The sequence below is a fragment of the Kitasatospora sp. NPDC058162 genome (assembly GCF_042884005.1).
Classification (GTDB): Bacteria; Actinomycetota; Actinomycetes; order Streptomycetales; family Streptomycetaceae; genus Kitasatospora.
Map to the genome: position 1 here is coordinate 129,674 of NZ_JBHVUS010000002.1, position 23,643 is coordinate 153,316.

Consider the following 23,643-nt stretch of genomic DNA (forward strand, 5'->3'; position numbering starts at 1 on the left):
AGCCCTCTTGTGGGTTAGTTGCATTTTTATACGGCCCCCCCAACGTCACCCCCCACCCCGAACCACAGCGGTTGCTTTTCAGGTCGACCCCCCAGACTCCCCACTCCTCGGCCGTCGATCGCGTCACTACAGTGCCGCGCGGTACGCCTCCAGCCGTTCGGCCAGCTCCTTTGGGTGGCCGAGCATCGGCATGTGGTCGCCGGGCATCTCGTCCGGTTCGATGCCGAGCCGCTCGACCGTTACCCGCCGCATGAACTCCACCGGGAAGAACCGGTCGCCGGCTGACAGCAGCGCTCTGGTCGGCACCTGCGGCCAGGCGTCCAGCGGCCACGGTTCGCCGAACGGGGCCGCCGACTGCGTCCGCTGGTGATTCGCCATCAACTCGGCCGCCAGCGACGCCGGGGCGTCGTAAAGGAAGAGCGAGAGCGGGTCCTCCTCGGTGTCCTCCGGGATGCCCCTTCGCCGGTCGGCCTCCTGCCGGGCCGGCCCGTACCCGGTGTTGTCCCACCACAGGCCCGGCGCCTCGCCGGGGGCCGGGACCTGGGCCTGGAGCATGACCAGCAGGTCCACCGGAACCCGCGCGCACACCAGCGGCCCGGTGAACCCGCCGAACGAGTGCGCGACGACCACGAGTTCACGCCGGTCGCCGATCGCCTGGACCACCGTGTCCGCGTACTCGGAGAGCCCGGCGGACTCGTCCTCGCACGGCAGGTCCGGCGCGATCACCTCGTGGCCCCGGTCGCGCAACTCGGCGGCCAGCGGCCCCCAGTACCATGCGTCGGCGCCCGCGCCGTGGATCAGTACGTACGTCGCCACCGTGCCCAACCTCCGTCGTTCCGGGACCCGCCCGTTCTCCGACGGAACCTACTCGCCCGCACCGACACCCACCCGCTCCGACGCGCGCCGGTCCGGACCCCGAATTCGACGCCCCGACAACTCCAGCGCTGCGGTCGCCGGTTACCCGTGCGTGGCCCCGTTGGTCCGCGGTCGCTCATCGGCGCGGTCGGCGAGCGCGCGCAGTTCGTCGGCGTAGGTGGTCCAGACTTCGCGGGCGAGGAAGTGGCCGGCCCCGGGCAGTGTGCGCAGGCGGGCGCCGGGGACGGCGGCGGCGATGTCGTGCGCGGCCGCCAGGCGCAGGAGCGGGTCGTGCTCGCCGTGCAGGACCAGGGTCGGTGCGGTGATCCGGGCGAGTGGCCCGCCGTGCCACTTCGCGCCGATCTGGCGGCTCTGCGCCTTCTGGTCGCGGAAGCTGGCGACCTGGTGCGCTGCCTCCTTGTCCACGAACTCGCGCACATCGTGCTCGTCGATGTGCCGGCCGGGCGCGGCGAGGATGCGTGCGGCGGCCACGGCCAGGTCCAGGTTGCCCTGCGGGGTCTCGGGGTAGTGCAGCCGGGCGAAACGGGGCAGGCACATCAGGCGCAGGTAGCGCAGGACCCTCAGGCCTTTCGCGTCGCTGGGGACGGCGCAGGAAGTGGCCAGGCTCAGCACGCGCTCGGGGTGGCGGATCGCGGTGCGCTGTGCGACGAGCCCGCCCATCGAGTGGCCGAAGAGGTGGGCGCCTTCCCAGCCGAGGGCGTCGAGGACGGCGACCGCGTCGTCGGTGAGGTCCTCGGCGCTGTAGGCCGGGGCTTCGCGGTGCAGCAGGGCCTTGATCGGCGGGCCGACGCGCCGGTCGGGCAGGTGGGTGGATTCGCCGGCGTCGCGCTGGTCGTAGGCCGCGACGTGGAAGCCGCGGTCGACCAGTTGGCCCACCAGGCCGTCCGGCCACCAGAACCGTGAGGTTCCCAGTCCCATGACCAGCAGCAGCGGGTCGCCGCCCGCGCCGCCCAGGTCCTCGAAGGCGATCCGGATCCCGCCGTTGTGCGCGAAGCGCGTCATCGCATTCCCCCCTCATTTGCAAACGCCGTTCGCGAACACCGTACGCGATGGGTAGACTGGCGGCAACACGGGAGGTGGCAGTGGCAGGACAGCAGGAGCCGGTGATCTGGATGCGGCCGGAGCAGGCGCCGATCGGGCGCCCGGCCGAGCGCAGCCGCGCCGAGATCACCACGGCCGCGACGGAACTGGCCGACCGCGAGGGCCTGGAGGCCGTCTCCATGCGCCGCGTCGCATCCGCCCTGGGCACCGGCGCCGCCTCGCTCTACCGCTACGTGGCCACCCGCGACGACCTGCTCGACCTGATGACCGACAGCACCGCGCGCGAATACGACCTGCCCGACCCCAGCGGCGACTGGCAGGCGGACCTGCTCGCCATCGCCCGCCAGGCCCGGCAGATCATGCGCCGCCACCCCTGGCTACCCGCCGTGGTCATCGGCCGCCCCACCCTCGGCCCGCACGGGATCGACCTCCTGGAGCACGTGCTCGACGTGCTCGCCGACCACCCGGCCGACCCCGCCCGCAAACTGGAGGCGTTCGCCCTCCTCAACGGCCTGACCGCGCTGTTCGTCCAGAACGAGACAGCCGCCGCGGACACCGGCGCCACGCGCCGATCCGCCGCCTACCTCCGCCACGTCGCCGCCGCAGGAGGCCACCCCCGCATCACCGCCCTGCTCGCCGCCTCCCCGCCCGACGGCAACCCCCACGACCCCTTCGACGCGGTACTCGCCCGCGCCCTGACCGGCGTGCTGGGCTGACTCCGCACCCGGACACACGCCGGGCGGCAGAAAGCGCCGACCACCAGGACGACGGTGGTCGGCGCTTCGCTCCGGGCAAGGCTCCGAGCGGCGGCGACCGCAAAGTCAGGTGCCCGACGCCCTGGTTCTGCCTACGATCGCCGGCATGGATCGACACGTGCCCGGCGGCCTCAGCCCCGTGGACAGTCACGCCGCCCGCTGCTGGGAGCGGGGCGACGCCGAGCACCGCAGGAGCATCCGGCTCCACCCCGTCCATCCCGAGCGGAACCTGGCGCTCTACGTCCAGCGGATCGAGACGGCCGGGTGGCGGCTGGGGGAGCGGGCCTTCAGCGACGACGGGGCCCACCGTCGCTGCTCGATGCGCTTCGTCCGCACCGCCGGTTGATCCGGGCCTACGTGAGCGCGCCGAGGGCGTGGAGGCCGGTGCGGCTGCTGCGGTAGACGGTCGGACCGGCGGCGGCCAGCGAGACGTAGGTGTAGTCGGTGTCGGAGCGGAGCTTCTCCGGGGCGTCCTGCCAGCGCGGGCTGCCCGTGTCGAGGTCGAAGGCGAACAGCCGGTCGTCGTTGGTGCCGACGTAGGCGACGCCGTTCGCGGCGGTCATCGAGCTCTCCCCGCGGCCCAGGCCCAGGGTCACGGTGGCCGTCCAGCGCGGCTCGCCGGTCTCCGTGTCCATCCCGGTCAGGTGCCCTCCGCTGAGGAAGCAGACCGTCCGGTTCGCGGCCGACAGCGGGCAGTTGCCGGCGCCCTGCTGCATGCGCTGCCAGCGGACCCGGCCGGTGGCCGCCTCCAGCGAGCAGACCCACGTGGTGGTCGCGGTTCCGATGTTGTACGTCAGCAGGACCGCGCCCTGGTGGACGACGGGGGTGCTCTTGACGCCCGGGATGCTCTCCTGCACCCAGCGCTGCTCGCCGGTGCGCGCATCGAAGGCGCGGACCCCGACCCCGCCGACGTACACGGTGTCGCCGTCCGCGGCCAGGAAGTCCCCGGCGCCCGACGTCTTGCTCCAGCGCGCTTCGCCGGTGGCCGGGTCGTGGGCGTGCAGCGCGCCCCCGTGGACCGCGAACACGGCACCGCCGCCGACGGCGATAGGGGTCCGCTCTGCGGGGAGCTCGGCCCACTCCGGCACCGGCACCTGCCAGCGCACCTCACCGGTGGCGGCGTCCAGCGCCTGCAAGCCGGTCGAGGTGGCCGTGTACACCGCGCCGTCGCCCGCCGCCGCCGGACGGCCGCCCATGTAGCCGGATATGGCGTCGGACGAGTCGATTGCCCGACTCCAGCGGACGGCGCCGGTGCGGGGGTCGAGCGCGCGCATGCTGCCGTCGGACCCGGAGACGTACAGGCCCTGCTGCGGGCCGTCGGCCAGCACGAGCCGCCCGTTCGCGGCCGTCGTGCTCTACAGCCGGGGGCCGCGCTCGCCGTCCCGCTCCGCCCACCACCGGGCCCCACCCGCAACGGCGAGCGCCCCGATCCCGCCCGCGGCGCTCAACAGCAGCCGCCTGCGGTTGATCTGGGGGCGGGCCGGCTGGTTCTGAGCTGCTGCGTCGGATTTCACCTTGTACATGACTTCCGACCCGGCCCGATGGTTCCCGAGGGCACCCACCGTTCGTGGGTGTGCGGAGGAGGCCGGGAAACCCGGTGGCGGGCGGGGCGGGGATCGGGGAGGCTCGGGCGCATGGTTTCGGTAGTGCAGAACGTGGCGATCGACTGTGCCAACGCCTATGAACTGGCCCAGTTCTGGAGCAAGGTGACGGGCCGTCCGCTCGGGCCGGACGACAAGCCCGGCGACGAGACGGTGGAGGTGATGCTCACGGAGGGGCCGGTGCTGTTCTTCGCCCAGGTGCCCGAACCCAAGGCGATCAAGAACCGCTTCCACCTCTGTCTGCGCCCGGAGGACTCGCGCGACCGGGAGGTGGAGCGGCTGCTGGGGCTCGGCGCCACCCTCCTCGCCGACCACCGCGAGCCCGACGGCGGCGGCTGGGCCGTCCTTTCCGACCCCGAGGGCAATGAATTCTGTGTCCTCCGCAGCGCGGCCGAGCGGGCCGCCATGGAGGCCTGACCCGGTTGGCCGGGGCGGCCGGAGTGGGAAGTCGGCTCCGTCGACTTCCCACTCCTCGTTCTCGCCTTCCGGGCCCGTTACAGCTGCAGTGTCGCCAGTTCCTCCGCCGTCAGCACGAGCCCGGCTGCCGCGGCCGAGTTGCTGATGGACGCCGGGCGGCGGGCGCCGGGGATCGGGAGGACGGCGGGGGACTGGGCGAGGTGCCAGGCGAGGCAGACCTGGTGGGGGCTGACGCCCCGGGCGCGGGCGAGGGTGTGGAACGGGGTGTCCGTCGTGGGCGCGGCGCTTGCCGGGTCGTCGACGGCGCTGGCGGAGATGCCGCCGAGGGGGCTCCAGGGGAGGAAGGCCAGGCCGAGTCCGGTGCACAGGTCGAGGGTGTCGCGGGTGGCGGTGTGCGCCGGGGAGAAACGGTTCTGCACGGAGACCAGGTGCCGGCCGAGGATCTCGTGGGCGGTGCGGATCTGCGCGCGGTCCACGTTGGAGATGCCGACCATCCGCACCGTCCCGGCGTCGACCAGCTCGCGCAGTGCGCCGACCGAGTCCGCGAACGGAACCGCCGGGTCGGGCTTGTGCAGCTGGTAGAGGCCGATCGCCTCGACGCCGAGCCGCGCGGCCGAGGCCTGGGCCGCCCGGCGCAGGTGGTCCGGATCCCCGTTGACCGTCCAACTGCCGTCGCCGGGGCGGCCCCGGCCGCCCTTGGTCGCCACCAGGACGCCGTCCGTGCCGCCGCCGTAGCTCTCCAGGGCCCGGGTGACCAGGCGCTCGTTGTGGCCGAGCTCGTCCGCGTGCCAGTGGTAGGAGTCGGCGGTGTCGATCAGCGTCACGCCCGCGTCGAGGGCGGCGTGGACGGTGGCGATCGCCTGCTCCTCGGCGGGGCGGCCCTCCACGGACAGCGGCATCGCGCCGAGGCCGATGGCGCCGACGGTCAGGTCACCGACCGTACGGGTGAGGGGGGTTGCCGATATCGCGGTCATGCGCGGGCCTCCTTGACGGCCTGGGGCAGCCAGTCGGTGACGGGCGAGAAGCGGAATCCCTCGCGGGCCGAGCGGCCGGTGTCCATCGCGTAGCAGCTCCCGAAGGAGAACGGGCTGGGCTCGTCCGCGTCGCTCACGGTGAACTCCGGTTCGGCGCCCACCACCTGGCCGACGATGGCGCACAGCTCCCGTACGTCCAGCGCCTCCGGGGAGGCCGCGTTGACCGGCCCGGTGAAGTCCGCCCCGGCCGCCCAGGCCAGGAAGCGGGCGATCTCCGGCGCGTGGACGAAGGTCGCGCGCTGCGGCGCGGGGTGCACCTCCACCGGCCGGCCGTCGGCGATCCGCTCCACGTAGTGGGCCAGCCGCCCGGTGAAGTCGGCGCCGCCGAGGACGTGCGCGGTGCGGACGGTGACGAGGTCGAACGGCGCCAGCCGGGTGAGCAGGGCCTCCGCCTGGCGCTTGCCCTCGGCGTAGTGGTTGCTCCGGAACTGCCTGTCGGACCACGGGAGTTGCAGGTCCACCTGCTCGGCCGAGAGGTCGAGCGCCTGCTCCGGCAGCGGCGGTCCGTCGGGCCGGCCGAGGTGGGCGTAGACCTCGACGGTGGAGGTGAGAACGTAGCGCGGGGTGCGGTCGGCGAACACCCGGGCGGCGGTGGCCGCCTGGACGGGCGAGAAGCAGACCTGGTCCACGACGGCGTCGAAGCGCCGGTCGCCGAGCGCGGCGCTCAGTGCGGCCTCGTCGTCACGGTCGGCGAGCAGGTGGGTCACGCCGTGCGGGGCGGGGGTCGAGCCGCGGTTGATGACCGTCACCGCCGCGCCCGCGTCGCGGAGTTCCTCGATCATCATCCGCCCGAAGTACCGGCTGCCGCCGATCACGCACACGTCCACGTTCCTGGATCCCTTTCGTACTGCCCTGTTCCGTCCCGTTCCGCACCGTTTCGTACGGTCCGGTCCGGCTCTGGTGATCATCCTGCCGTGAACCGGACGACAGCAGTAGTGTTCGGCTGGAGCCCCCGTCATAAGGAGAACTGTTGATCGACGTCCAGCGGCTGGCCGTCCTGCGGGAAGTCGCCCGCCGCGGCAGTTTCAACCAGGCGGCCCAGGTCCTGCACTGCACCCCCTCGGCCGTCTCCCAGCAGGTCGCCGCACTGGAACGCGGCCTCGGCTCGCCCGTCGTGGAGCGCTCCACCCGGGGCGTCACCCTCACCGAGACGGGCCGCCTCCTGGTCGAGGCCGCCGACGCGATCGCCGCCGAACTCACCGACACCCGGGAGCGCATCGCCCGGCTGACCGCCGAGCGGACCGCCCTGACCGTCGCCACCTTCGCCAGCGGCGGCCGACGCCTGCTGCCCGCAGCGCTCGCCGGCTTCGCCGCAGACCACCCGGAGGTGGAACTGTCCATCCTGGAGGCGGAACCGGAGGACAGCCTGCCCGCCGTCCGCGAGGGACGGGCCGACCTCGCCCTCGCCTACCACCTCGACGGACCGCCGCCCTGCCGGCCCGGCGACCGCTCCGGACTGGACTGGACCCCGCTCGGCGAGGACCCGCTCCGCCTCGTCCTGCCCGTCCGCCACCCCGCCGCGATCCGCTACCGGGACCGCCCCGAGGCGCCGCACCTGGCCGAACTCGCCGACCAGCGCTGGATCCTGGGCTGCCGCAAGTCCGTCGGCCAGCTCACCCGCCACGCCGAGCTGGCCGGGGTCGAGCTGCGGATCTCCTGCACCGCGACCGACTACGAGTTCGCCCAGTCCCTGGTCCGCGGCGGGGTCGGCATCGCCCTGATCCCCGAGATCGGCCTGGCGCCGCACCCCGAACTGGTCGTCCTCCCGCTGGCCGAACCCAGCCCGCGCCGCCACCTCGGCCTGGCCCTCGCCCGCCGCCGCCGCGGCCGGGTCGCCCGGCTGGCGGAGGACCTGGCCGCCCGGCTGATGGGCAGGGCGGGAGCGGAGGGAGCGGGGACGGGCGGAGCGGGGACGGAAGGAACGGGGACGGACGGAGCAGACGCCGCCTGAGTGTGGCCGGACGGGCCGGGGGTGAACGAAGCGCCCCGGGAAACGGCCGGTACCGTACGGCGGTGAGCAACTCGACGCCTCCCGGGTGGTACCCGGCCCCCGGTACGGACGGAGCCCCCGGAAACGAACGCTGGTGGGACGGCCAGGCCTGGACCAGCGACGTCCGGCCACTGCCGACGCCCGGCTACGGCTACCCGGGCGCTGCGGCACCGCACCCCGCGCAGGAAGCCCACCCGGGCACCGGATTCGGCCCTCCGAGCACCGGTTACGGCTACCCGGGCGACGGTTACGGCCACCCGGGCGAGGGCTACGGCTACCCCGGCCCGGCGCCCTACGCGCCGCCGCCGAGCTCCCGCCGCGCCCGGCCGGGTGTGATCGTCGGCACCGTGGCGGGCGTGCTGGCCGTGGCCGGGATCGTCGCCGCGTTCGCCTTCAGCCACAGCAACGGCCCGCTGGTCGGCCCGCTGGCCGGCCCGACCACGAGCCCGACGCTGAGCAGCACCTCCCGGGGCACCCTCCCCCCGCCGACCCCCACGCCCAGCCCGACCACCCCGGCGGTCAAGCCCGAGCCGGTCGTCACGGGCATCGCGCCGGACCCGCAGCACGCGATCACCGTCCCGATCCTCGACGGCTGGACCACCGACTCCAGCCGCCCGAGCTACTCGATGTTCGAAGGCACCGGCCCGTACACCTGCGACGGCGGCCACCGCTGCGTGCGCGGGATGTTCGCCGTCAGCAAGGACGTGGTCCAGGGCGCCACCGCCAAGGACGCCGCCGACGCCGCGATGCCCGTCTGGGCGGGCGGGCTCTACCCCGGGGTCAACCAGCACACCGACTACGGCTCGGGCGTCATGAGCGTGGACGGCGTGCCCGGCTACGTCGACCGCTGGCACGTGACCACCTCCACCGGCGCCCAGGGCTACGTCCTGCTGGCCACCTTCCAGGCCAAGGGCGGCGGCTACGTGGTGTTCGAGGGCTCGGTGGACGACGACGCGCTCTCCCCGGACAAGGACTCGCTGGAGGAGGTCCTCAAGGGCATCACACAGTCCGGTTCCTCCAGCAGCGGCACCTGACCGGCCACCGCGGCGCAGCTTCCGCGCTTCGTCCAGTGGAGCTTCACCGTCGGCTACTGAGGCGGCCGCTGGCGGTGCCGGGGGCGAATCCGGTGGCCCGACGCAGGGCCGGGCGCCAGAATTCCCGTCATGCGGAAGACCATTGAGCACATGGCGGCCCGACTGGCCGAGATCCCGGGCGTGGTGGGGGTGATGCTCGGCGGCAGCCGGGCGCGCGGGGAGCACCGGCCGGAGTCCGACTGGGACCTCGGCGTCTACTACCGGGGCGCCCTCGACCTCGCCGCCCTGGGGGAGTTGGCGGGCCCCGGGGTCGAGGTCGCCGGCCCAGGCGGCTGGGGGCCCTGGGTGAACGGCGGGGCGTGGCTGCGGGTCGACGGGGTCGCCGTGGACTGGATCCTGCGGGACCTCGACCGGGTCGAGCGGGTGTGGGCGGACTGCCGCGCCGGCCGCTACGAGGTCGGGGTGCAGGCCGGGCACCCGCTCGGCTTCTGGTCGCCCTGCTACGCCGGGGAACTCGCGCTCGGACGCGTACTCGCCGACCCGAACGGGGAGTTGGCCGCACTCCAGGAGGAGCTGGCCGACTACCCCGAGCCGCTGCGGGCCGCCCTGACGGCCGGGGTATGGGAGGCGGACTTCCTGGTCGGCGCCGCCGCGAAGGGCGCGGCGCGCGGCGACGTCCTGTACGTCTCGCTCTGCCTTTCCCGGGCGGTCGGCGTGCTCGTGCAGGCCCTGTACGCGCACGACCGGCGCTGGTGCCTCAACGAGAAGGGGGCGCTGGCGGTGGCCGACCAACTCCCGGGCTCGCCAGCCGACTTCGGCGCGCGGGTGGGCCAACTGCTGGGCGCTGTAGGGGAGACGCCCGAGGCACTGTCCGCGACGGTCGACCGGGCCCGGGAGTTGGTCGGGGAGGCGGTGGCGGCCCTGCGCGGATGACCGCAACGCGCCCCCGCTCCCGCCCGCGGAAGCGCGCGGCGGCCCTGCGGCCCGGCGGCCGCGCGCCGGGCCGCCGGGGGGAACCGCGCCGGACCGCAGGGGGAGCTAGGAGGTCAGGAACTGCGAGCCCGAGTCCGGTACCTTGGCGCCGTTCTTGTCGAAGAACTCCCACAGCTTGGCCGTCTTGCCCGTCGGCCGGGCCACCACGGCCTGGTGCAGCGGCAGGTCGCCCACGGTGACGATGGTCGGCTCGGTGACGCTCCCGTCCGTCCAGGTGACCTTCACCCGGGCGATGTCCGGGCCGAGGCTCAGCGCGACGATGTCGCCCGGCGCGACGGTGTCGCCCTTGCCGCGGGCGCCCTCCAGGCCGCCGGCGATGTACGTGCCGTCGCGGGGGTCGAGCTTGCCCGGGGCGGGGGTGATGCCCTCGGAGTCGTGGCTCTGCCGGACCCCGTCGACCGTGAAGTAGGTGTTGATGACGTCGGAGTCGGCGTTGTAGTACCGGTCGACGTACTCCGGGGTGGGCTTGCTGACCACGGAGTCGTACGGGCTGCGCTCCTGCCACACGGCCAGGGCCTGCTCGTACGCGCGGTCCTTCGGCGCCGTCGGCCACACCGCCCGCCACAGCTTCCACTCCTTGCCGTCCGCCGTGGTGCCCTGTCCGAGCACCACCCGGAGCGGGGTGAACGGGTCGCGCACCGCAGGGGTGCCGGCCGTGGGGGTCGGCGGGCCGCCGGTGCCCGTGCCGTGGCCGGTGCCCGCGGCGACCAGCGGGTGGGAGGCGGCCGGGTCCGGCCGCAGCTGGGTGATCGCCCCGCCCGCCAGCACCACCACCGAGGCCAGCGCCAGCGCGCCGACCGCCGTCCGGCGACGGCGCCGGATCCGCCGGCCGCCCGCCACGATGTCCGCCACCGGCACCGGTCCGATCCGCGCCGTCGACGCCGCCTCGGCCAGGCCCAGCCCGACCCACAGATCGGTGTCCTGGCCCGCTTCCGGGTTCTCCATGGTCATACCGCCCCTCCGATCTCAGTCCTGTCCTTCAGTTCCACCAGCGCCGACACCTGCCGCAGCCGCCCGATGCCCTTCGCCGCGTGGCTGCGCACCGCGCCCACCGAGCAGCCCATCGCCAGCGCCGTCTGGCTGTCGCTCAGGTCCTCCCAGTGGCGCAGCACCACCGCCTCGCGCTGGCGCGGCGGCAGGGTGGCGAGCGCGGCCAGCAGCGCGCCGCGCTGGTCGGAGCGGGCGAAGCCGTCCTCCGTGCCCGCCGCGTCCGGCACCGCGTCGACCAGCAGCTCCGGCGGCCGGCGGCGCCAGCGGCGGGCGTGCTGGTTCACCAGGATCCGCCGCACGTAGGCGTACGGATCGTCGGCCCGGCGCACCTTCGACCAGGCCGCGCAGGCCTTCTCGGCCGCCGACTGCACCAGGTCCTCGGCCGCGTACTGCTCGCCGGCCAGCAGGAACGCCGTCCGCACCAGTCGTGGCCAGGCCGCGACGATGAACGTCTGGAACTCCTCGTCCCGTGCGTCCTTCGGTTCTCCCATGAGCACCTCCTCACCCACCAAGAGCCCAGGCGGGGCCGGAAGCGCTTACTCCCCGTCGAAATCGTTCGCCTGCCATCGGCCACGGGCCGTAACATCCGCCGCATGATCCTCTCTCACGACGATTCAGGCTCCGGACCGGCCGTTCTCCTGCTGCACTCCGCGGTGTGCGACCGACGGATGTGGGACGGGCAGTGGCAGGCCCTCCTCGACGCCGGCCACCGCGTCGTCCGCTGTGACTTCCGCGGCTTCGGCGACACCCCGCTCGCCGACGGGCCGTACGCCGCCGCCGCCGACGTGCTCGCCCTGCTCGACCACCTGGGCATCGATTCCACCGCGGTGGTCGGCTCCTCGTACGGCGGGCGGACCGCTCTGACGGTGGCGGCGCTGCGCCCGCAGGCGGTCACCGCCCTGGCCCTGCTCGGCGCGGGCCGGCCGGGCCACGAACCCAGCGAGGCCGTGCGCGCCTTCGGCGCCGAGGAGGAGGCGCTGGTGGAGGCGGACGACATCGACGGCGCCGTCGGGCTCAACGTCCGTACCTGGCTGGGCCCGGAGGCCGACGAGGAGACCCGCGCGTTCGTCCGTCGGATGCAGCGCCACAACTTCGAGGTGCAGTGGGAGGCGACGGGCGGCCCGGAGAAGGAGGAGGCCGACCTCGCCCGGATCACCGCCCCGACCCTGGCCGTCGCGGGTGCCCACGACCTGCCGGACTACCGGGCGATCGCCGCCGAGCTGCCGGCCCTGCTGCCGAACGCCCGGCACGTCCGTCACCTCGAACTGCCCTGGGCGGGCCACCTGCCGAGCCTGGAACGCCCGGCGGAGGTGGCGGCGCTGCTGACGGAGTTCCTGCGGGAGTCTGCAGCGGGGCGGTAGCGGTAGAGCTCGGGTACGGGGAGTCGACGGGGCCGACTTCCCGCTCCGGGCCTACGCGTTCGCAGCACAGCCGGGCAGGTCGACCGAGCAGTCCAGGATCCGCCCGTCGCCCGTGCCGATCAGCAGCCGCCCGGGCCCGGCGACGGTGAGCGCGGTCGGTACCGCGACGACCCCGCCGACGGTGAGGCGGCCACGGGTGGCGGTGCCGTCCCGGAGGTCGAGGGCGACGAGTTCGCCGTCCCGGTAGCCGACGTACGCGTGCCGGTCGTCGGCGTCGAGTGCGGTCGCCTCCGGGTCGGTCCGGAACACCCAGAGCGGGGCGCCGTCGGCCGGCGGTCGGAAAGGCGGTGCTCGAACGTGTGTCGGGCGCCATCATGGACAGGTGCACTTCACCTCGGAGACCAGCTCGGACGGCGTCGTGGAACGCCGTTTCGTCCTCGACGGCGTTCCCGGCGTGCTCTGGCAGCCGGACGGGTCGGGGCTCGGTGGGCGGCCGTTGGTGCTGCTCGGCCACGGGGGAGGGGGTGACCGCTGGGGGTCGCGGGAGCGGGCGCGGCGGTGCGTGGCGCGGTACGGGTGGGCGGCGGTGGCGATCGACGCGCCCGGGCACGGGGAGCGGCCGCGCACCGCGCAGGACGAGCGGTTCGCCACCGAGATCGGGGAGTTGCTGGCGGCCGGGCGGCCGCTCAGCGCGTGGGTGGCGCGGCACACGGCGGCGCTCGCGGAGCGGGCCGTGCCGGAGTGGCGGGCGGTGCTGGACGCCCTGGCGGGCGCGGAGGGTGCCGAGGGTACGGCGGGGGAGGGCCTCGGGCCGGTCGGGTACTGGGGGCTGTCGCTCGCGACGGCGATCGGCATCCCGCTCACGGCGGTCGAACTCCGCATCCGCGCCGCGGTGTTCGGCCTGGCGGGCCATGCCTCACTGCTGGAGGCGGCCGGGCGGGTGACGGTGCCGGTGGAGTTCGTCCTCCAGTGGGACGACGAACTCCAGCCCAGGGAGGGCGTGTTGGCGCTGTACGGCGCGCTGGGCTCGCGGGAGAAGACGCTGTACGCCAACCCCGGGGGCCATCGGGCGGTGCCCGGGTTCGAGGCGGCGGCTTCGGAGGGCTTCCTGCTCCGGCACCTCGGCCGCGGGTAGCTCCTCGGACGATCCGTGTCCGTTCGCACCCGTCATCGACCACATTTCTGTCACATCAGCCCCGTGCTTCACGGCGTTCCCACAGTTTCGGCTGTCCGTATTGCCGGGATGGATGGAATTTGTCGAGGATTATTTGACATGGTCATATTCCGCTGCCTGTCCGGGGCGAGTAAAACTTCGCAAAGAATTGCTCTCCTCAACCACCTCCCCGGATGCTGATTTCAACAGAATGTTGCAGCTCAGCGGGCCTGCCGTCACCCGCCGTCGATTTGGCGTGACCCGCCGTACCCGTCCCGCTCCGCAATCCGCAGGAGTACGGTTCCCAACGAATCGCCGAACGGGCTCCCGAGCAATCTCCTGAGCCCCCTCGGCCGTACCGGGGAATTGGTGCGCCGCATGGCTCAACAAAAGGGTGGGGAAGGAGCACCGGAGGGGGCTCCGGTGACTGTCCGTCCGATATCCGTCAAGTTGGTCGTCCAAGTCCTGCGCGGTGTCGCCCAGGTCGATTTCATGCCGTCCGCCGTGTGCGGACTCTTCTTCGTCGCCGCACTGTTCGCCGCCGGCTGGCAGTACGGCCTCTACGGCCTGCTGGGCAGTGCCGTCGCCACCGCCGCCGGGTACGGTCTGCGGCTGCGGCGGGACGCCGTCGAGACCGGGCTGACCGGGTACAACGGGTGCCTGGTGGCGCTCGGTTGCGCGGTCTTCCTCGGCCCCGGCCACCTGGCCACGGTCGTGGTCGCGGTGCTCGGCGCCGTCGTCTCCGTGGTGGTCACCGCGGGGCTCGGGGCGCTGCTGGAAGGGCGCGGACTGCCCGCGCTGACCGCGCCGTTCTGCCTGGTGGCGACCGCCGTCACGGTCGCCGCGCCCGGGTTCCGGCGGCTGTGGCCGGCGGACGCCGGTCCGGCGGCGCTGCCCGTAGCGGCGTCCGGGGGGACCGGTCTGGGCTGGGATCAGTTCTGGCGGGGGTTCTTCGCCAACGTCGGCCAGGTCTTCTTCCTGCCCCAGTGGTACGTCGGCCTGCTGTTCCTGGCCGGGCTGTTCGCGGCCAGTCGGCTCGCCGGGCTGATGGCCTGCGTCGGCAGTGCCACCGCGCTGCTCACCGCCCGGGTGTTCGGCGCCCCGGCGGAGGCGGTCGAGCAGGGGCTGCTCGGCTACTGCGGCGTGCTGGTGGCGCTGGCGCTGTGCGGGGTCTTCGTCGCCCCCGACGGCTGGAGCGCGGCCTACGCCGTGCTCGGCGCGGCCGCCGCCACCGTGCTGACCCCGGCGCTCGGCGCGGTCACCGCGCCGTTCGGCGGCCATGCCTTCACGTGGCCGTTCGTCCTGACCACCCTGCTGTTCCTGGCGGCGGTGCCGGCCATTCCCCGGCTGCGCCGGATCTGAACCGCGGGCGCCCTAACCTGGTATTCCGTCGCATTCCGTCGGTCAACTGCCCTGCATTTCCTATGACTTGCATTTCGTCGGATTCTCGGAAAGGAGAAGTGGTTCCGGTGAACCTCTCCCCGCGTGAGATGGACAAGCTCTACATCTACGTCGTGGCCGATCTGGCCCGCAAACGCCGCGACCGCGGCGTCAAGCTCAACTACAGCGAGGCCTGCGCGCTGATCAGCGAGGCCATCATGGAGGGCGCCCGGGACGGCCGCACCGTCGCCGAGTGCATGGAGATCGGCAAGCAGGTCGTCAGCAACGCCGAGGTCATGCCCGGCGTCCGCGAGATGCTGCCGCTGCTCCAGGTCGAGGCCGCCTTCCTGGACGGCACCAAGCTGGTCTCCTGCCACGACCCGGTCGGTGCCTGAACCATGGCCGCACGTCAGCCCGCCACGATCGTGCTGGTCGGCGGGCACGAGAGCGACGGCGGCCGCGACCTGGCCGCCCTGGTCGGACGGGTACCCGCGGCACCCGAGTACGTCGTGCACGCGGCGGCCGCCGCCGGCCGGCCGCTCGCCGAAGCCGTCCGGTCCGCCCTCGCGTCCGGCGACGCACCGGTGTGCGTCGTCCCGATGACCCTCGGCCGCGACCCCGGACTGATCGCCGACACCGCCCGCGCCCTGCGCTGGCTCGCCGCCGGCGAGGGCCGCGGACGGCTCGCCCTCACCGCGCCGTTCGGAGCCGCCGAGCACCTGATCGGCTGGCTGCGCGCCGCCGCGGCCACGGTCGACGGAGAGGACGCCCTCCTGGTCACCGCCCCGGCGGCCGGGCCCTTCGACGACGCCGAGCTGTTCCGGATCGCCCGCCTGGTCCGCCAGTACGGGCGGCACCGGAGGGTCGAAGTGGCCTTCACCGGGGGCGACCCCGACCCGGCCGAGGGCGTCCGGCGGTGCCGCCTGCTCGGCGCGGACCGGGTCACGGCCGTCCCCGCCTCCTTCGGACCGGCCCTGCTGGCCGGGCCGACCACCGGCCCGACCACCGGACCGACCGGCGCCCCGACCGGCGAGGACGTACGGGACGGCGGCCCGCTGCTGCGCCCGTCCGCGATCGCCGGAGTGGTCGCGGCCCGCACGGCGGCGGCACTGCACCTGCTCGGCCACGGCGAGGACGGCATCCTGGCCGGCCTCGACGCCGAACACGGGCACGGCTACGCCCACAGCCACGGGCCGGGCGAACAGCAGCACAGCCACTCCCACACCCCCACGCACCAGCACCCCCACCCCCACCCCCACCCCCACGCACACACCCCCACGGAACCGGCAGAGAGGAAGGCCAGCCATGTCCGGTAGCGCCGCATACCTGTACGGCGACGACCCGGTGGAGATCAACGCCGGTCGGGCCAAGGCCACGGTCACGGTCAGCAACACGGGCGACCGCGCGATCCAGGTCGGTTCGCACTACCACTTCTTCGAGGCCAACCGCGCCCTCGACTTCGACCGCAACGCCGCCTTCGGCATGCACCTCGACATCCCGGCCGGCACCGCCGTCCGCTTCGAGCCCGGCGACACCAAGGACGTCACCCTCGCCGAGTTCGGCGGACACCGCCGCCTGGTCGGCTTCAGCAACCTGGTGGACGGCGGCGTCACCGCGCGCGACACCCGGGCCCGCGCCATAGACCGGGCCATCGCCCGCGGCTTCAAGGGCACCAACCTCGACCACAAGGACGACGACCTGCACGGCAGGGACTTCCACACCCAGACCCACCCGGAAGGCGACCGCTGATGGCCATCCTGTCGCGCAAGCAGTACACCGACCTCTTCGGCCCCACCGTCGGCGACCGCTTCCACCTCGCCGACACCAACCTGGTGGTCGAGGTCGAGCAGGACTTCAACCAGGGCCACTACGGGGACGAGGCCGTCTACGGCGGCGGCAAGGGCATCCGCGACGGCATGGCCCAGGACCCGGCCGCCACCTCCGTGCAGGGCGCGCTCGACCTGGTGATCACCAACGTCGTGGTGCTGGACCCGGTGCTCGGCGTGGTCAAGGGCGACATCGGCGTCAAGGACGGCTTCATTACCGCCGTCGGCAAGGCCGGCAACCCGCACACCCAGAGCGGGGTGCACCCCAAGCTGGTGATCGGCCCCGGCACCGAGGTGATCTCCGGCGAGCACCTGATCGCCACCGCCGGCGGCATCGACACCCACATCCACTTCATCGCCCCGCAGCAGGCCCAGGAGGCGCTGAGCAACGGCATCACCACCCTGATCGGCGGCGGCACGGGCCCGTCCGACGGCACCAACGGCACCACCTGCACCCCCGGCCCGTGGAACATCGGCCGGATGTACCAGGCGGTCGAGGACCTCCCGGTCAACGTCGGCCTGCTCGGCAAGGGCAACGGCTCGCTGCCGGGCGCGCTGCGCGAGCAGGTCGAGGCCGGGGTGTGCGGGCTCAAGGTGCACGAGGACTGGGGCAGCACCCCGGCGGCCATCGACACCGCGCTGAGCGTCGCCGACGAGTACGACGTGCAGGTGGCCATCCACACCGACACCCTCAACGAGTCCGGCTTCTTCGAGGACACCCTGTCCGCGATCGACGGCCGCACCATCCACACCTTCCACACCGAGGGCGCGGGCGGCGGCCACGCCCCCGACATCATGCGGATCGCCGGCGAGCCCAACGTGCTGCCGTCCTCCACCAACCCGACCCTGCCCTACACCGTCAACTCGGTGGACGAGCTGCTCGACATGGTGATGGTCTGCCACCACCTCAGCCACGACATCCCCGAGGACGTCTCCTTCGCCGACTCCCGGGTGCGCGCCGAGACCATCGCCGCCGAGACCGTGCTGCACGACGAGGGCGTCATCTCGATCTTCTCCTCCGACTCCCAGGCCATGGGCCGGATCGGGGAGACCTTCACCCGTGCCTTCCAGACCGCCCACCACTGCAAGGCGCAGCGCGGCAAGCTCGCCGGCGACACCGAGCGCAACGACAACTTCCGGGTCCTGCGCTACCTCGCCAAGCTCACCATCAACCCGGCGATCGCCTCCGGCACCGCCGAGCACATCGGCTCGCTGGAGCCCGGCAAGCTCGCCGACATCGTGCTGTGGCCGATCAACTCCTTCGGCGCCAAGCCCAAGCTGGTCATCAAGGGCGGCATCATCAACTGGGCGCTGATGGGCGACCCCAACGCCTCGCTGCCCACCCCGCAGCCGGTCTACTACCGCCCGATGTACGGTGCGCTCGGGCGGGCCAAGCAGGCCACCCGGATCACCTTCATGTCCCAGGCCGCCGTCGACCTCGGGGTGCCCGCCCAGCTGGGCTTGGACAGCCGGGTGCTGCCGGTGCGGCACTGCCGCTCGGTCGGCAAGCAGCACATGGTGCGCAACGACGCCCTGCCGAAGATCGCGGTCGACCCGGAGACGTACAAGGTCACCCTGGACGGCGAGCCCGCGACCATCGAGCCGGCCCGCGAACTGCCGCTCAACCACCTGTTCTACCTCGCTTGACATCCTCCCCGCCCTCAAGGGACGGGGATTCCTCCCGCGCCTGCGGCACGGACACCCGTGCGTGGCAGGTCGCCGAGGTGGGTTCCCCGTTCAACGGGCCGTGCCTGGCGCGGGATCGCCACACCAGGACTTGCCGGCCCTCCAGGGGCGTTTAGCCTGTCCGCCTGCCCGGCGGCCAGGATGTTCCGAGCAGCATTGAGGTCACGGTCATGCAGTGCACCGCACGCACCACACGCCCACTCCCTCACGTGCAGGGGTTTGGTCCCGTCGCGGTGTCCGCACTCCGAGCAGAGCTGGGAGGACGGGTACGCGCGGTGCACGATGCCGACATGGCGCCCGTACTGGGCCGCTTTCTCTTCGAGCAGGCGCCGGAAGGTGGACCATCCGGCGTCGTGGACGGACTTGGCCAGTCGGCCTCGGGCGAGGCCGCGCACGTTCAGGTCCTCCAGGTACACCGCTTGGGTTTCACGGATGATCCCGGTGGTCTGCTTGTGCAGCCAGTCCTTGCGGGTGTCGGCCACCTTGGCGTGCGCCCTGGCGACCTTCCTACGGGTCTTGGCCCGGTTCTTCGACCCCTTGGCCTTACGGGACAGCTCCCGCTGCGCGGCCTTGAGCTTCTTCTCCGCTGTGCGCAGGAAGCGCGGGTTGTCGATCACGCTGCCGTCGGAGAGGACGGCGTAGGTGGTCAGCCCGAGGTCGATGCCGACCTCGGCATCGACCTCGGGCAGGTGGACCGGTTCCACGTCCACGACGAAGCTGGCGTGGTAGCGCCCGGACGGGTCCAGCACGATCGTCACCGACGAGGGATCGGCCGGCAGTGCGCGCGACCATTTCACCCGCACATCGCCGATCTTCGCCAGGTTCAGCTTGCCGTTCGAGCGGATGCGGAAGCCGTTGCGGGTGAACCGCAGCGATTGCCGGCTGTCCTTCCGCGACTTGAACCGGGGAAGCCCCACCGGCCGACCGGCCCGCTTGCCGGACACCGAGTCGAAGAAGTTCCGATACGCAGTGTCCAGATCCCGGAGGGACTGGATCAGCGGGTCTACTCCGACCGAGGCCAGCCATGCCCGCTCCGGGGTCTTCTTCGCCACCGTGATGACCTGCTTCTGCAAGTCGGTGCTCTTGGGGTACGGCAGGCCACCCTTGCGGGCTTCCTTCCGCGCCGCGAGAGCGTCATTGTCCACCACCCGAGCGCACCCGAACGTCCGGGCCAGCGCGGCACGCTGCCCGGCCGTCGGGTAGAGGCGATAGGAGTATCTGAGGTGCACGAGCTCAACCTACCGACAGGCACTGACAGGCGGCCCACGTCAGAACCTCCGAAGATCACTCCGCCGGTTCGCGGTTCGGAGCCAAGGACCATTCCTCTCCAGCCTGAAGGCCGGGGCATCCTGGGAGATCAAAGGTGAACGCTGGTGGCGCGGGCCTCGACGCCCTGCTGGTCAGCCTCCAGCTGACCGACTCCGCCTTCCCCAGCGGCTTCTACACCCTCTCGCACGGCCTGGAGGGCTACGCCCAGGCCAAGGCCGTCACCGCCGACACCATGCCCGAGCTGCTCGCCGACCTGCTGCGGCACAGTGTCGGACCGGCCGACGCCACAGCGCTCGCCCTGGCCCACCGGGCGGCCACCGCCGGGGACTGGGCGCTGCTCGCCGAGACCGACCAGCGCCTGCACGCCACCAAGCTCAACCGCGAGCTGAGGCTCGCCGCCACCCGCACCGGGCGCCAACTCCTGGACATCGCCCGGGAGTCGGTGGGCGGCGAGCCGCTGGAGCGGTACGCCGCCCTGGTCGCCGACAAGCGCGCCCCCGGCTGCCAGGCGGTGGCCGCGGGGGTCGCCTACGCCTCGGCGGCCGTCCCCGTCGAACAGGCCGTGGCGGGCGACCTGTTCGCCTTTTGCACCAGCTTCGTCGGCGCCGCACTGCGCCTGCGGCTGACCGACCACCGCAAGGCGCAGGTGGTGCTGCGGGCCACCGCCCCGGTCATCCGCGAGGTCGTGGCGGCCGCGCTGGAACGGGAGTTGGCGGACCTCGGCGGCTGCGTGCCGGTCGCGGACGCGATGTCCGGGCGGCACGAGCGGGCCGAGGCCCGGCTGTTCGCGAGCTGAAGACCCACTGAACACCCGCTGAACTCCCGCTGGACACCCCTACGAATGGAGGAGGACCCCATGACCGAGAACGTGCTCCGGGTGGGCATCGGCGGCCCGGTCGGCTCCGGCAAGACGGCGCTCATCGAGGCGCTGGTGCCGGTGCTGATCGCGCGCGGCCACCGCCCGGCGGTCATCACCAACGACATCTACACCCAGGAGGACGCCCAGCACGTCCGCCGCACCCTCGCCGGGGTGCTCGACCCCGAGCGGGTGGTCGGCGTCGAGACCGGTGCCTGTCCGCACACCGCCGTCCGCGACGACCCGACCATGAACCTGGCCGCCGGGGCCGAGATGCTGGAGCGCTTCCCTGACGTCGACACCCTGCTGTACGAGTCCGGCGGGGACAACCTGACCCTCACCTTCAGCCCGGTGCTGGTCGACCTCTTCCTGTTCGTCCTCGACACCGCCGAGGGCGAGAAGATGCCCCGCAAGCGCGGCCCGGGCATCACCGAGTCGGAGCTGCTGGTCATCAACAAGATCGACCTCGCCCCGTACGTCCGCGCCGACCTCGGCATCATGGAGTCCGACGCCCGGCGGGTGCGCGAGGGCGGGCCGGTGGTGCTCACCAACTGCCTGACGGGGGAGGGGCTGGAGGAGATCGCCGCCTTCCTGGAGACCTTCCGGAAGGTCCCGGCGTGACCGTTCCCCCGGTGGACGACGCCCCGCCCCGGCTGGACCCCCGGCACTACGAGCCGGCCCGCGTCCCGTACGCGGTCCGCCGGTACGCCGGGACGCCCGACACCCTCGCGGTCGGGCGCCCCGGCAAGGTCGGGCTGCTGGAGCTGGCCTTCGAGCGGATCGGCGGGCGCACCGAACTCACCGGCCACTACCAGAAGTCGCCGCTGCAGATCATGCGCCCGCTGTACTTCGACCCGGCCCGCCCCGACCTCGCCGTCACCCTGCTGATGTCGACCGGCGGCGGCATCCTCCAGGCCGACCGGCTGCGCACCGACATCCGCTGCGGTGCCGACACGGCGGTGCACCTCACCACCCAGGCGGCGACCAAGGTCTACCGGATGGAGTACGACTACGCGACGCAACTGGTCAACCTGGAGGCCGGGCCCGGCGCCTACGTGGAGTACCTGCCCGAGCCGGTGATCCCCTTCGTCGACTCGCGCCTCTACCAGCGCACGGTGCTCACCGTCGACCCGGGGGCGACCGTCCTGGCCGGCGAGACCGTCCTGGCCGGCCGCCTCGCCAGGGGCGAGCGCAACGCCTACCAGGTCTTCGCCTCCGACCTCGAAGTGCGCCGCCCGGACGGCGAGTTGGTGGCTCTCGACACCGTCCGGCTGGAGCCCGCCGGGGCCGGTGTCACAGGGGCCGGCGTCACCGGGCCCGCCGTCCTCGGCGGCCACGACGTGATGTCCAGCCTCTACGTGCTCAGCCCGCTCGCCCCCGCCGCCCGGATCGCCGACGCCCTCCACGAGGCGCTGACCGACCGCGGCCTCCTGTACGGGGTCAGCGTGCTGCCGCAGGACAGCGGCGCCTGGCTGCGGCTGCTCGACTCGGACACCCGCGCCTGCGCCGCCGCACTGCGGGCGGCCTGGGACGCCGTCCGGCTGCTGCTGATCGGCGCCCCGGCGCCGGAGCTGCGGAAGACCTGACGGCAGGCCCTACCGTCCGCTGTCGGCGAGCCGGGCGATCTGCCGGTGGCTGAGTTCCACCGTGCGGTTCATGTGCCGGAGGAGGAAGGCCAGCTCGTCCGCGCTGTCCTCGGCGAAGACGGCCGCCCAGTCGCGGCCGAGCTCGCGCCACACCGCCCCGAAGCGCTCCAGGGCGTCGGGGAGGACGGCGACCAGCACCCGGCGGCGGTCGGCCTCGTCCCGCTGCCGGGCCACCAGGCCCGCCTTCTCCAGCCGGTCGACCAGTCGGGTCGCCGAGCCGCTGGTGAGCCCGGTCAGCTCGGCGATGCGGCCGGTGGTGACCGGGCCGTCCTCCAGGGTGAGCAGGTTGAGGCACTGGACGTCGGTCGGGTGCATGCCCAGGTGGTCCGCGACGGCCTGGTTGAACAGCACGTAGGAGGCCAGGTAGCGGCGGGAGACCGGCCAGAGCTGGGCCATCAGTTCGTCGCGGAGGGGCGTCATGGAGCCAGGGTAGCCGGAATCAAGCCAATCAGTTGCGCCGCGCAGAGATCTCTTCCTATATTGCCTGCATGACGCAGACAATTGATCGACTTCCTGTTGCCGTCACCGGCGCCACCGGCGCCCAGGGCGGCGCCGCCGCCCGCGCCCTGCTCCTGGCCGGACGCCCGGTCCGCGCCCTCACCCGCGACACCGGCTCCCCGGCGGCCCGCGAACTCGCCTCCCTCGGAGCCGAGTTGGCCCGCGCCGACTTCGACGATCCGGCCTCGCTCGGCGCCGCCCTCGACGGTGCCGGAAGCCTCTTCGCGATGTCAACCCCGTTCGGCACCGACTTCGACACCGAGGTCCGCCAGGGCATCGCCCTGCTCGACGCCGCCCGCGCCGCCGACACCGTCCGCCACGTGGTCTTCACCTCCGCCGCCAACGCCGACCGCCCCACCGGCATCGGGCACTTCGAGAGCAAGCGCCGCATCGAACAGCACCTCGCCGGCCTCGGGCTGCCGTGGACCGTCCTCGGGCCGGGCGCCTTCCTGGAGAACTACGCCACCGAGTGGACCCTCGAGTCGCTGCGCGAAGGCGTCTTCCGCCTGCCCATGCCGCCCGGCCTCCCGCTCCCGGTGATCGCCGCCGAGACCATCGGCGCCTTCGCCGCCCACGTCCTGACCCACCCGGACGGCTACGCCGGCCGCCGCATCGACCTCGCCGCCCAGTGGCGCACCGGCGAGCAGATCGCCGCCGCCATCGGCGCGGCCGGCGGACGCCCGATCCGCTTCGAGGAGGTGCCGCTGACCGTCGTGGCCGGCCGATCCGAGGACCTCGCCGCCATGTTCCGCTACTTCCAGGAGGTCGGCCTCGACATCGACACCGACGCCCTGCACGCCGAGCACCCGACCGTCGACTGGCGCACCCTGGAGGACTGGGCGGCCGGGCAGACCTGGGACCTCTGAGCCGGGCCGCACGGGAAGATCGATGACGGGCCTAGAGTGGCCGGACGGGATCGAGGACACCGCGCGGCATCCACGTCGACGGCCGTGACTACCGCTGGACGGTCCGCCACCGGGACGCCGCCCACGTGGACGTGCGGGTGTGGCTCGACCGGCCGGGCGGGCCGTACCGTCAACTGGTCGCGACGCGGCGCTTCGACGACCCGTGGCTGCACTACGGGGTCCTGCTGGGCGCCCCGCCGGAACGCATCGCCGAGGTCTTCCAGTTGGAGCCGGTCAAGCCCGCCCTGGTCGCCGACCTGATCCGGGCGGGCCACGCGGCCGGCTGGCGGCCGGAGGAGAAGGGCGCGGCGCTGCTCCTCCCGGCGGAGTGA

Annotated in this window: 28 protein-coding genes and 1 pseudogene; 18 read left to right on the forward strand and 11 right to left on the reverse strand. The window is 73.2% G+C overall.

The window, feature by feature from the left end; translation table 11 throughout:
* Nucleotides 1-126: 126 nt before the first annotated feature.
* Together ACFVXG_RS04085 and ACFVXG_RS04090 are read right to left on the reverse strand one after the other, a co-directional pair.
* Nucleotides 127-816: an alpha/beta fold hydrolase gene (locus tag ACFVXG_RS04085; RefSeq protein WP_387924101.1), complete on the reverse strand. Its 690-nt coding sequence runs from the start codon at nucleotides 814-816 to the stop codon at nucleotides 127-129.
* Nucleotides 817-957: 141 nt separating this feature from the next.
* Nucleotides 958-1,878, reverse strand: a complete 921-nt coding sequence (locus tag ACFVXG_RS04090) for an alpha/beta fold hydrolase (RefSeq protein ID WP_387924103.1) — start codon at nucleotides 1,876-1,878, stop codon at nucleotides 958-960.
* A gap of 80 nt (nucleotides 1,879-1,958) precedes the next feature.
* Between ACFVXG_RS04090 and ACFVXG_RS04095 the strand changes: the two genes are divergently transcribed.
* Together ACFVXG_RS04095 and ACFVXG_RS04100 are read left to right on the forward strand one after the other, a co-directional pair.
* Nucleotides 1,959-2,633 (forward strand): TetR/AcrR family transcriptional regulator, encoded by a 675-nt coding sequence (locus tag ACFVXG_RS04095; RefSeq protein WP_387924105.1) that lies wholly within the window; start codon nucleotides 1,959-1,961, stop codon nucleotides 2,631-2,633.
* A gap of 145 nt (nucleotides 2,634-2,778) precedes the next feature.
* Complete coding sequence (locus ACFVXG_RS04100) at nucleotides 2,779-3,018, forward strand: hypothetical protein (protein ID WP_387924107.1); 240 nt, start codon at nucleotides 2,779-2,781, stop codon at nucleotides 3,016-3,018.
* Between the two features lie 7 nt (nucleotides 3,019-3,025).
* Here the strand turns inward: ACFVXG_RS04100 and ACFVXG_RS04105 are convergent, their stop codons facing one another.
* Complete coding sequence (locus ACFVXG_RS04105; RefSeq protein ID WP_387924109.1) at nucleotides 3,026-4,000, reverse strand: PQQ-binding-like beta-propeller repeat protein; 975 nt, start codon at nucleotides 3,998-4,000, stop codon at nucleotides 3,026-3,028.
* A gap of 27 nt (nucleotides 4,001-4,027) precedes the next feature.
* On the reverse strand, nucleotides 4,028-4,195 hold the full coding sequence (locus ACFVXG_RS04110; RefSeq protein WP_387924111.1) for a hypothetical protein: 168 nt from the start codon (nucleotides 4,193-4,195) through the stop codon (nucleotides 4,028-4,030).
* A 111-nt stretch (nucleotides 4,196-4,306) separates the two neighbouring features.
* Between ACFVXG_RS04110 and ACFVXG_RS04115 the strand changes: the two genes are divergently transcribed.
* Nucleotides 4,307-4,690: a VOC family protein gene (locus tag ACFVXG_RS04115; protein WP_387924113.1), complete on the forward strand. Its 384-nt coding sequence runs from the start codon at nucleotides 4,307-4,309 to the stop codon at nucleotides 4,688-4,690.
* Between the two features lie 77 nt (nucleotides 4,691-4,767).
* Here ACFVXG_RS04115 and ACFVXG_RS04120 read toward each other — a convergent pair whose 3' ends face one another.
* The gene (locus tag ACFVXG_RS04120; protein WP_387924114.1) at nucleotides 4,768-5,664 is read right to left on the reverse strand and encodes an aldo/keto reductase; all 897 of its coding nucleotides are present in this window, start codon (nucleotides 5,662-5,664) and stop codon (nucleotides 4,768-4,770) included.
* Nucleotides 5,661-6,551: an NAD-dependent epimerase/dehydratase family protein gene (locus tag ACFVXG_RS04125; RefSeq protein ID WP_387924116.1), complete on the reverse strand. Its 891-nt coding sequence runs from the start codon at nucleotides 6,549-6,551 to the stop codon at nucleotides 5,661-5,663. The genes ACFVXG_RS04120 and ACFVXG_RS04125 overlap by 4 nt, the downstream gene beginning before the upstream one ends.
* 143 nt (nucleotides 6,552-6,694) lie before the next feature.
* Between ACFVXG_RS04125 and ACFVXG_RS04130 the strand changes: the two genes are divergently transcribed.
* The 3 genes from ACFVXG_RS04130 (at nucleotide 6,695) to ACFVXG_RS04140 (ending at nucleotide 9,681) form a co-directional block, all read left to right on the forward strand.
* Nucleotides 6,695-7,675 (forward strand): LysR family transcriptional regulator, encoded by a 981-nt coding sequence (locus ACFVXG_RS04130; protein ID WP_387924118.1) that lies wholly within the window; start codon nucleotides 6,695-6,697, stop codon nucleotides 7,673-7,675.
* A 62-nt stretch (nucleotides 7,676-7,737) separates the two neighbouring features.
* Nucleotides 7,738-8,748 (forward strand): DUF2510 domain-containing protein, encoded by a 1,011-nt coding sequence (locus tag ACFVXG_RS04135; RefSeq protein ID WP_387924120.1) that lies wholly within the window; start codon nucleotides 7,738-7,740, stop codon nucleotides 8,746-8,748.
* A gap of 129 nt (nucleotides 8,749-8,877) precedes the next feature.
* On the forward strand, nucleotides 8,878-9,681 hold the full coding sequence (locus ACFVXG_RS04140; protein WP_387924122.1) for a nucleotidyltransferase domain-containing protein: 804 nt from the start codon (nucleotides 8,878-8,880) through the stop codon (nucleotides 9,679-9,681).
* Between the two features lie 105 nt (nucleotides 9,682-9,786).
* Here the strand turns inward: ACFVXG_RS04140 and ACFVXG_RS04145 are convergent, their stop codons facing one another.
* Nucleotides 9,787-10,692, reverse strand: coding sequence for a hypothetical protein (locus tag ACFVXG_RS04145; protein WP_387924124.1), 906 nt, complete (start codon nucleotides 10,690-10,692; stop codon nucleotides 9,787-9,789).
* Nucleotides 10,689-11,222: a SigE family RNA polymerase sigma factor gene (locus ACFVXG_RS04150; protein ID WP_387924125.1), complete on the reverse strand. Its 534-nt coding sequence runs from the start codon at nucleotides 11,220-11,222 to the stop codon at nucleotides 10,689-10,691. Before ACFVXG_RS04150 ends, ACFVXG_RS04145 begins: the two co-directional genes overlap by 4 nt.
* A gap of 102 nt (nucleotides 11,223-11,324) precedes the next feature.
* On the opposite strand from ACFVXG_RS04150, the gene ACFVXG_RS04155 reads away from it, so the two are divergent.
* A complete protein-coding gene (locus ACFVXG_RS04155) occupies nucleotides 11,325-12,092 on the forward strand; it encodes an alpha/beta fold hydrolase (protein ID WP_387924127.1) in 768 nt (255 codons plus the stop codon).
* A gap of 51 nt (nucleotides 12,093-12,143) precedes the next feature.
* Here ACFVXG_RS04155 and ACFVXG_RS04160 read toward each other — a convergent pair.
* Nucleotides 12,144-12,404, reverse strand: a pseudogene (locus ACFVXG_RS04160) (PQQ-binding-like beta-propeller repeat protein); the annotation flags it as partial.
* Between the two features lie 70 nt (nucleotides 12,405-12,474).
* On the opposite strand from ACFVXG_RS04160, the gene ACFVXG_RS04165 reads away from it, so the two are divergent.
* From ACFVXG_RS04165 to ureC, 6 genes are all read left to right on the forward strand, one after another.
* Nucleotides 12,475-13,227: an alpha/beta hydrolase gene (locus ACFVXG_RS04165; RefSeq protein ID WP_387924129.1), complete on the forward strand. Its 753-nt coding sequence runs from the start codon at nucleotides 12,475-12,477 to the stop codon at nucleotides 13,225-13,227.
* Nucleotides 13,228-13,668: 441 nt separating this feature from the next.
* Nucleotides 13,669-14,607, forward strand: a complete 939-nt coding sequence (locus tag ACFVXG_RS04170) for an urea transporter (RefSeq protein ID WP_387924131.1) — start codon at nucleotides 13,669-13,671, stop codon at nucleotides 14,605-14,607.
* 107 nt (nucleotides 14,608-14,714) lie between these two features.
* A complete protein-coding gene (locus tag ACFVXG_RS04175) occupies nucleotides 14,715-15,020 on the forward strand; it encodes an urease subunit gamma (RefSeq protein ID WP_188310190.1) in 306 nt (101 codons plus the stop codon).
* A 3-nt stretch (nucleotides 15,021-15,023) separates the two neighbouring features.
* Nucleotides 15,024-15,941: a sirohydrochlorin chelatase gene (locus ACFVXG_RS04180; RefSeq protein ID WP_387924133.1), complete on the forward strand. Its 918-nt coding sequence runs from the start codon at nucleotides 15,024-15,026 to the stop codon at nucleotides 15,939-15,941.
* The gene (locus ACFVXG_RS04185) at nucleotides 15,931-16,374 is read left to right on the forward strand and encodes an urease subunit beta (protein WP_387924135.1); all 444 of its coding nucleotides are present in this window, start codon (nucleotides 15,931-15,933) and stop codon (nucleotides 16,372-16,374) included. Before ACFVXG_RS04180 ends, ACFVXG_RS04185 begins: the two co-directional genes overlap by 11 nt.
* Nucleotides 16,374-18,098: an urease subunit alpha gene (gene ureC, locus ACFVXG_RS04190; protein WP_387924137.1), complete on the forward strand. Its 1,725-nt coding sequence runs from the start codon at nucleotides 16,374-16,376 to the stop codon at nucleotides 18,096-18,098. Before ACFVXG_RS04185 ends, ureC begins: the two co-directional genes overlap by 1 nt.
* A 14-nt stretch (nucleotides 18,099-18,112) precedes the next feature.
* Here the strand turns inward: ureC and ACFVXG_RS04195 are convergent, their stop codons facing one another.
* Nucleotides 18,113-19,366, reverse strand: coding sequence for an RNA-guided endonuclease InsQ/TnpB family protein (locus tag ACFVXG_RS04195; RefSeq protein WP_387924139.1), 1,254 nt, complete (start codon nucleotides 19,364-19,366; stop codon nucleotides 18,113-18,115).
* Nucleotides 19,367-19,500: 134 nt separating this feature from the next.
* On the opposite strand from ACFVXG_RS04195, the gene ACFVXG_RS04200 reads away from it, so the two are divergent.
* From ACFVXG_RS04200 to ACFVXG_RS04210, 3 genes are read left to right on the forward strand one after another with little or no spacing between them, the layout of a single operon-like run.
* Nucleotides 19,501-20,202: an urease accessory protein UreF gene (locus ACFVXG_RS04200; RefSeq protein WP_387924141.1), complete on the forward strand. Its 702-nt coding sequence runs from the start codon at nucleotides 19,501-19,503 to the stop codon at nucleotides 20,200-20,202.
* Between the two features lie 60 nt (nucleotides 20,203-20,262).
* Nucleotides 20,263-20,883, forward strand: a complete 621-nt coding sequence (ureG, locus tag ACFVXG_RS04205) for an urease accessory protein UreG (RefSeq protein ID WP_387924143.1) — start codon at nucleotides 20,263-20,265, stop codon at nucleotides 20,881-20,883.
* On the forward strand, nucleotides 20,880-21,848 hold the full coding sequence (locus ACFVXG_RS04210; protein ID WP_387924145.1) for an urease accessory protein UreD: 969 nt from the start codon (nucleotides 20,880-20,882) through the stop codon (nucleotides 21,846-21,848). Before ureG ends, ACFVXG_RS04210 begins: the two co-directional genes overlap by 4 nt.
* A 9-nt stretch (nucleotides 21,849-21,857) precedes the next feature.
* On the opposite strand, the gene ACFVXG_RS04215 is transcribed toward ACFVXG_RS04210, so the two are convergent.
* Nucleotides 21,858-22,328: a MarR family winged helix-turn-helix transcriptional regulator gene (locus ACFVXG_RS04215; RefSeq protein WP_387924147.1), complete on the reverse strand. Its 471-nt coding sequence runs from the start codon at nucleotides 22,326-22,328 to the stop codon at nucleotides 21,858-21,860.
* Between the two features lie 68 nt (nucleotides 22,329-22,396).
* Between ACFVXG_RS04215 and ACFVXG_RS04220 the strand changes: the two genes are divergently transcribed.
* Together ACFVXG_RS04220 and ACFVXG_RS04225 are read left to right on the forward strand one after the other, a co-directional pair.
* On the forward strand, nucleotides 22,397-23,272 hold the full coding sequence (locus tag ACFVXG_RS04220) for an NmrA family NAD(P)-binding protein (RefSeq protein WP_387924149.1): 876 nt from the start codon (nucleotides 22,397-22,399) through the stop codon (nucleotides 23,270-23,272).
* 125 nt (nucleotides 23,273-23,397) lie between these two features.
* Entirely contained in the window at nucleotides 23,398-23,643 is a 246-nt protein-coding gene (locus ACFVXG_RS04225) for a hypothetical protein (RefSeq protein WP_387924151.1), read from the forward strand.